General features: G+C 58.3%; 5 protein-coding genes. 4 read left to right on the forward strand and 1 reads right to left on the reverse strand.

The annotated features are described in order from the left end of the window. The 4 genes from Q4610_RS21280 to Q4610_RS21295 all read left to right on the forward strand — a co-directional run. Positions 1-264: integrase core domain-containing protein (locus Q4610_RS21280; protein WP_304537790.1), on the forward strand; the 264-nt coding region annotated here is incomplete at its 5' end. 192 nt (positions 265-456) lie between these two features. After that, positions 457-1,431 (forward strand): patatin-like phospholipase family protein, encoded by a 975-nt coding sequence (locus Q4610_RS21285; RefSeq protein ID WP_304537791.1) that lies wholly within the window; start codon positions 457-459, stop codon positions 1,429-1,431. Position 1,432: 1 nt separating this feature from the next. Beyond that, complete coding sequence (locus tag Q4610_RS21290) at positions 1,433-2,323, forward strand: nucleotidyltransferase domain-containing protein (protein ID WP_304537792.1); 891 nt, start codon at positions 1,433-1,435, stop codon at positions 2,321-2,323. 16 nt (positions 2,324-2,339) lie between these two features. Next, positions 2,340-4,055, forward strand: coding sequence for a diadenylate cyclase (locus Q4610_RS21295; protein WP_304537793.1), 1,716 nt, complete (start codon positions 2,340-2,342; stop codon positions 4,053-4,055). Positions 4,056-4,480: 425 nt separating this feature from the next. Here the strand turns inward: Q4610_RS21295 and Q4610_RS21300 are convergent, their stop codons facing one another. After that, a complete protein-coding gene (locus tag Q4610_RS21300; RefSeq protein WP_304537794.1) occupies positions 4,481-5,008 on the reverse strand; it encodes a hypothetical protein in 528 nt (175 codons plus the stop codon). Between the last annotated feature and the right edge of the window lie 155 nt (positions 5,009-5,163).

Consider the following 5,163-nt stretch of genomic DNA (forward strand, 5'->3'; position numbering starts at 1 on the left):
ACGCAGGGCAAGATCGAGCGCTGGCACCAGACCCTGAAAAACCGCATCCTCTTGGAAAACTACTTCCTGCCCGGCAACCTTGAAGCCCAGATCGAGGCGTTCGTCGAGCACTACAACCACCAGCGTTATCACGAGAGCCTGGACAACGTGACGCCCGCTGATGCCTACTTCGGCAGGGCTGCAGCCATCATCAAACAGCGCGAAAGGATCAAACGACAGACCATCGAACATCGGCGCTTGCTTCACCGCAAACTAGCCGCTTAAAATCTAACCCAGGACGAGGCTCACACTCCGCTAATTTACGCCGCGAGTTGTGCCAAATGTTCTGACGACGGACAGTTCGTAGGCACCTTTTTGCTCATTGCGTTGGCATTCAAACGCTCCGCTACCCCGGCAGTGCTCATCATAGTCGGGCTAGCGATTGCCATCGCCGTTAAGTCGCGCAATAGCATAAGGATGGCGAAAGCACCTCCCCGGGAAAAAGATCAGCTGTCATCGGGTGATAGCAAGAAGGACGAAGCGCGCTTTCCTATCCTCAGTCTCGATGGTGGGGGCGCGAAGGGGTTCTACACGCTTGGCGTGTTACGCGAAATCGAAGCGATGACCGGCCGATTAATATGCGAGACATTCCGGCTGATTTTTGGAACAAGCACCGGCTCGATCATCGCCGCGCTACTCGCGCTCGGACACAAGGTCGACGACATCCACAAGCTTTACTGCAAGCACGTCCCTGCGATCATGCGGGCGCGTACCAGCTCCGGCAAATCGGCTGCGCTAGCTAAACTCGCCCACGAAGTGCTGGGTGACACGAGGTTCGAAGCGTTCAAGACCGGCGTTGGCATTGTCGCCACCAATTGGGACAACGAGCGTCCGATGATATTTAAGGCAGAAGCTGCCCAGGCACATGGCCGCCGCGCAAGCTTCGTTCCCGGATTCGGTGTCACGATCGCGGAAGCAGTCAAAGCCTCCTGCTCCGCCTATCCCTTCTTCGAAAAAACTGAACTTCGCACTTCGAGAGGCGACCGGGTGGTGCTCATCGACGGCGGCTTCTGCGCGAATAATCCGACGCTCTATGCCATCGCCGACGCGATGGATGCCTTGGGCCAACCGCGAACCGCGTTGCGGGTCGTAAGTATCGGTGTGGGAGAATATCCGCCGCGCAAACGACTTTCCTCCTCGCTCGCGAGCATGCTGGTAAGCGTGCGCCTTCTGCAAAAGACGCTCGAGGTGAACACCGCGTCGATGGAGCAGTTGCGCACCCTGATTTATGCTGATGTCGCCACAGTCCGGATTAATGACGCGTTCGATCAGCCTGAGCTGGCAACTGACATGTTCGAGTACGATTTGGACAAGTTGAGCCTACTGCGTCAGCGTGGGGCGGAGTCGTTCGCTGCACGTGAATCCGCGCTACGCGAACTCTTGGAAGCCTAGGATGCCGATTGCCGAGAACCAGCTCGAGACTTGGGCGCATCAGGGATCCACAGTTCAGTCAGCCAGCACCTACGAAGCAACACGACGCGTACTGCTCAGTCCAAACGCGCCTTACGCATCCCGCAATTTCGAGATATTTTTGCAGGGCTCCTACGGCAACGATACCAATATCTACGCCGATAGCGATGTCGACATTGTGATCTGCCTGACCTCGACGTATTATGAGAATATCGAGGCGTTAACGCCGCCCGACAAGCTGCGGCATGATTTCGATTGGTCAGCGGCCAGCTATCAGGTTAGCGATTTTAAGCGCGAAGTCGCGGCTTGGCTCATGAGTAATTTTGGCAGCCGCGTTGATCCAAGCGGCAAGGCGATCTTCGTGCCGGGCTCGGGAGGTCGCCGCGATTCGGACGTCCTCGCATGCGCGCAGTATCGCCACTACCGATCCTACGCCTATCCCTACAGCTCGGACTACGCGGAAGGTATCTGCTTCTGGCCGCCAATCGGCGGTAGGATTGAGAATTACCCCAAGCAGCATAGCGCGAATTTAACATCGAAGCACCAGGCGACCGGGGGTTGGGTCAAGCCACTGGTTCGCATCTTCAAGAATTGGCGCAACGCAATGATACGTGAGGGGGTGCTTCCTCAGGGCTTGGCGCCCTCCTACTTCATCGAAGGCATGTTATGGAATGTGCCCGACTCCCTCTTCGGCCGAAACCACCAAAGCTGCGTGGCCAATGCGCTTGCCTGGCTGCGCGCCATAGATCCGAGCAAGCTTTCTTGCGCTAACGACCAGCATTGGTTGGTTCGCGATGGTCCTAGCGTTTGTTGGCGGCCGGCAGCTTTCAAGACTTTCGTTGACGCAGCTGAACACGATTGGGCAGCGCGCTGATGAACGGAGTGCTACCATGAGACCGCGGCTGATTGAGCAATTCCTCTTTCCCTATCAGCATTCGCTCCGAATTTCGGTCGAAGTCAGAGCCAAGAATGTTTTCGAACGGATCGGCGCCGATGCGGAACCTCATGTTTTCCTAGTGGGGATCGCCTGGCCAGCCATCCCCGGACGCCACGACATCTGCATCGAACCTGAGGAGGGGCCATGGCCGCAATCCCTGTTCTCAACAACGCCAGAGAGTCTCGAGGTGGCTTGGCGGCAGCATCCAGATCAACGGATGTTCTACGGTGACGAGCAGACGATGCGGGACAAGCCAGAGAATATCTGCCGATCGGTAGTTACTGAAGCGGTCAAGCGCGATCTGGATCGCGCATACGTGGCCCACGGCGTTCGTAGCTTCGTTAGCCGGGCGAGACCAATCGACGGCTATTATGTCGTTACGGTAGTGCAGGCGCCAGAAGCGTTGTTCGCCAAGTTTCCACCGATTTCCTATGAGTGGATGGGGGAGCCGGCGGAAAGCAGCTTTCTATTGTCCTGCATCCAAGCGTTACTACGCGAGGCGGAACGGGCATTGGAACTCCCCCAGCCCGGGCGGTTCATCGATGACGGATTTCGCTCCGCGGAAGAGATAGCGCGCCAGGCCGCCAGCAACTTCATGAGAACGCCGTTTCTCTCAGGCGAAATGGCCTATTCGGACATTTTTAGTGAGTTCAACGCCATTTCACGCCTGATGTATGAAGGCACAAAGGGGCGCGGACGGATGATCCTCGCAAAGGCAGACGACCCGAAGCTCGACTATGTCATGAAGCTCGCCGAGCCGGTACAGCTGCGTGACACGCGATGGGCGCGGAAACTTCTGCAAATGGGATCGGGCGACATGGCGCTCATTACGGGCTACCAGTCGATCTACGGATTCGGCCGCATCGCCGAGGATGACACACCCTCCTGCAGCGTCGAGTTCTTCGACCAGCAGCAATGGGATTTCCGCCACGGCAATCGAATCTTGCTGCGCACGCAGTTTGGCGAACCTCGCCTCCCGCAAGAATTGATTAGCGATTCTCGGTTCCTCGACAATTTCAAGCGGATCTTTCTCTCGGCGGGAGACGAAGCCGCCGCCCGCTATCGCGGCGTGCTAAAGGTACTATTGGAGCAATCACGCGGATGCATGCTGGTGGTTGCCGAAGACGCTGCGATCGAAGCCGAGAGACTCGACCTTCAAGGGACGCGGATCGAGCCCACGCCGCTCACACCCGATCTCATCGACCGAGCTTCTCGTATCGACGGTACGATCCTCGCGGATCCTCAAGGCGTATGCCATGCGATCGGCGTTATTTTGGACGGCGCGGCAAACGACAGGTGCACCCCATCTCGCGGCGCCCGGTATAATTCCGCGATCCGCTATGTCGACACAAGCACAGCAAAGCGTTTGGCATTTGTCATTTCCGAGGACGGGACGCTGGACATTGTCCCCCTGCTGCGCCCGCGGGTTTCAGTTGCCGAGATCGAAACGATGATCACAACGCTCGAAAACGCGACGCTCGACAGCCACTACGCCCCGCGCAACTATTTGGTCGATCGCCGCTTCTACCTAAATGAGGATCAATGCACGCGCGTGAATAGCGCCCTTGATCGCTTCGACGCACTCTCACTGGAGGATGGCCGCATTCGATTAATCATCGACAGGTTCCAACCGGATCCAGCGATGAACGACAATTATCTCGCTCCTTGAGGTGAAAGTGAGCCCATTCCGCACCATGCTGGCCGCGCGACGCGGGCATGAACCGGACAGGCCGCAGTTAGGAAGGAGCACTGGCCAGCAACGCCTTCAATTGGCGCCGTGCTCCCCGGCAACTGTCGAACTTGTGAATTACCGGTTCCGGCTTGAGCAGACATTCCCCAGCCGCGGCCGAATGGCGTAAGTTGGTGGCGTGCTGCCGGAAGCGGAACGCCGTTTCGTGGGACATTCCTGCCGTTCCCGCTTGACGTGTCTAACGGCAGCTGTTGCCAGAACCTGCCCTCTAATCGGATGCTCTTACCTGCAGGTTCGCCCCCTCTGCGTCGTGTAGCTAATCGAATCCGACCAAGGCTGCAGCACCTCCGAGGGGACAGCGAACGTGACTGGGAGCGACACGCCTTCGCTGTCAAGGCCGCTGGTCACAATGCCAAGGACCTTACCCGTCGAAGGTTCCGCGACCACGCCGCCGCTGATCCCGCCGAGGTTAACGGAGCTGATCTGCAGCAGCCTACTCTCACCCTGCTGTGCTGGATCGCCGGGATGATAGCGCTGATGATGCCCTCGAAAAACGATGGCTGCACGAGGCCGCGGTTGGTCGCCGAAGCGAAGAACAGGTCCCTGCCGAGCGGGAATCCCCCGATCACGACTCGGTCACCGACACCGAGACGAGTAGAGTCGCCCCATGTCACCTTCGGTACGAGGTATGGGGCTTCCTCCGAGTGGATCGCCGGCGAGATGAGCATCCCAACGTCGATCAGCGGGTTTCCCGCATCCGTTCTGGGATCTATGAAGTTGATCTGCGCCACCACGGGATACGGTCGCTGCGCCTCATGGTCGCCAATACGCGAGTTCGCGTAGTAATATGCTTGGCGCTCCCGCACTCGCAGCGTCTCGCAGACGTGCCAGCATGTCAGCAGCTTGCCCTCGCCGACCTGGAGAATGTCCATGATCCAGTCCTCGTGGTTCGGATCTTGGATCGGCTGAGAACGGCGGAGCAATATTCGACCACGGTAGCGGCGGGATAGTCCTGCTGCGGGCGGCGTAAAAGTCGTCCACCTTGAAGCCTTTCTGCCGAGTCAGGGAGGTGTGGGGATCTACAGCG

Source organism: Sphingobium cyanobacteriorum (assembly GCF_030580935.1).
GTDB classification, from domain to species: domain Bacteria; phylum Pseudomonadota; class Alphaproteobacteria; order Sphingomonadales; family Sphingomonadaceae; genus Sphingobium; species Sphingobium cyanobacteriorum.

Coding starts and splice junctions, on each gene's coding strand:
- Q4610_RS21295 (WP_304537793.1), top strand. CDS start 2,340: ATGAGACCGCGGCTGATTGAGCAATTCCTCTTTCCCTATCAGCATTCG.
- Q4610_RS21285 (WP_304537791.1), top strand. CDS start 457: ATGGCGAAAGCACCTCCCCGGGAAAAAGATCAGCTGTCATCGGGTGAT.
- Q4610_RS21300 (WP_304537794.1), bottom strand. CDS start 5,008: ATGGACATTCTCCAGGTCGGCGAGGGCAAGCTGCTGACATGCTGGCAC.
- Q4610_RS21290 (WP_304537792.1), top strand. CDS start 1,433: ATGCCGATTGCCGAGAACCAGCTCGAGACTTGGGCGCATCAGGGATCC.